The organism is Streptomyces sp. NPDC031049 (assembly GCF_055571015.1).
This window is the reverse complement of sequence record NZ_JBVIGC010000041.1, coordinates 1-1,423: the sequence shown is the minus strand read 5'-3', so window position 1 is coordinate 1,423 and position 1,423 is coordinate 1. Positions and strand designations below refer to the sequence as shown.

The following is a 1,423-nucleotide window of genomic DNA, read 5'->3' as shown; positions in this document are numbered from 1 at the left end:
TCTGAGACCTGATGCCGAGCCGATTGTGGTGAAGTGGATGATCCTATGCTGTCGAGAAAAGCCTCTAGCGAGTTTCATGGCGGCCCGTACCCTAAACCGACTCAGGTGGTCAGGTAGAGAATACCGAGGCGTTCGGGTGAACTATGGTTAAGGAACTCGGCAAAATGCCCCCGTAACTTCGGGAGAAGGGGGGCCATTTCCGGTGATCCGATTTACTCGGTGAGCTGGGGGTGGCCGCAGAGACCAGCGAGAAGCGACTGTTTACTAAAAACACAGGTCCGTGCGAAGCCGTAAGGCGATGTATACGGACTGACGCCTGCCCGGTGCTGGAACGTTAAGGGGACCGGTTAGCTCCATTTCGGTGGGGCGAAGCTGAGAACTTAAGCGCCAGTAAACGGCGGTGGTAACTATAACCATCCTAAGGTAGCGAAATTCCTTGTCGGGTAAGTTCCGACCTGCACGAATGGCGTAACGACTTCTCGACTGTCTCAACCATAGGCCCGGTGAAATTGCACTACGAGTAAAGATGCTCGTTTCGCGCAGCAGGACGGAAAGACCCCGGGACCTTTACTACAGTTTGATATTGGTGTTCGGTTCGGCTTGTGTAGGATAGCTGGGAGACTGTGAAGCTTGGACGCCAGTTCAGGTGGAGTCGTCGTTGAAATACCAGTCTGGTCGTGCTGGATGTCTAACCTGGGTCCGTGATCCGGATCAGGGACAGTGTCTGATGGGTAGTTTAACTGGGGCGGTTGCCTCCTAAAGGGTAACGGAGGCGCCCAAAGGTTCCCTCAGCCTGGTTGGCAATCAGGTGTTGAGTGTAAGTGCACAAGGGAGCTTGACTGTGAGACCGACGGGTCGAGCAGGGACGAAAGTCGGGACTAGTGATCCGGCGGTGGCTTGTGGAAGCGCCGTCGCTCAACGGATAAAAGGTACCCCGGGGATAACAGGCTGATCTTCCCCAAGAGTCCATATCGACGGGATGGTTTGGCACCTCGATGTCGGCTCGTCGCATCCTGGGGCTGGAGTCGGTCCCAAGGGTTGGGCTGTTCGCCCATTAAAGCGGTACGCGAGCTGGGTTTAGAACGTCGTGAGACAGTTCGGTCCCTATCCGCTGTGCGCGTAGGAGTCTTGAGAAGGGCTGTCCCTAGTACGAGAGGACCGGGACGGACGAACCTCTGGTGTGCCAGTTGTTCTGCCAAGGGCATGGCTGGTTGGCTACGTTCGGGAGGGATAACCGCTGAAAGCATCTAAGCGGGAAGCCTGCTTCGAGATGAGGACTCCCACCCACTTGATGGGGTAAGGCTCCCAGTAGACGACTGGGTTGATAGGCCGGATATGGAAGCACGGTAACGTGTGGAGTTGACCGGTACTAATAGGCCGAGGGCTTGTCCATAGAGGCTCGCGTCCACTGTGTTGGTTCTGA

The 1,423-nt window shown here is 56.1% G+C and carries 1 rRNA gene (cut by a window edge); it reads left to right on the top strand.

Features of this window, described 5'->3' with window-relative positions:
- A 23S ribosomal RNA gene (locus tag ACZ45Q_RS33935) occupies window positions 1-1,393 on the top strand; it begins 1,369 nt to the left of the window's first position.
- Window positions 1,394-1,423 lie beyond the last annotated feature (30 nt).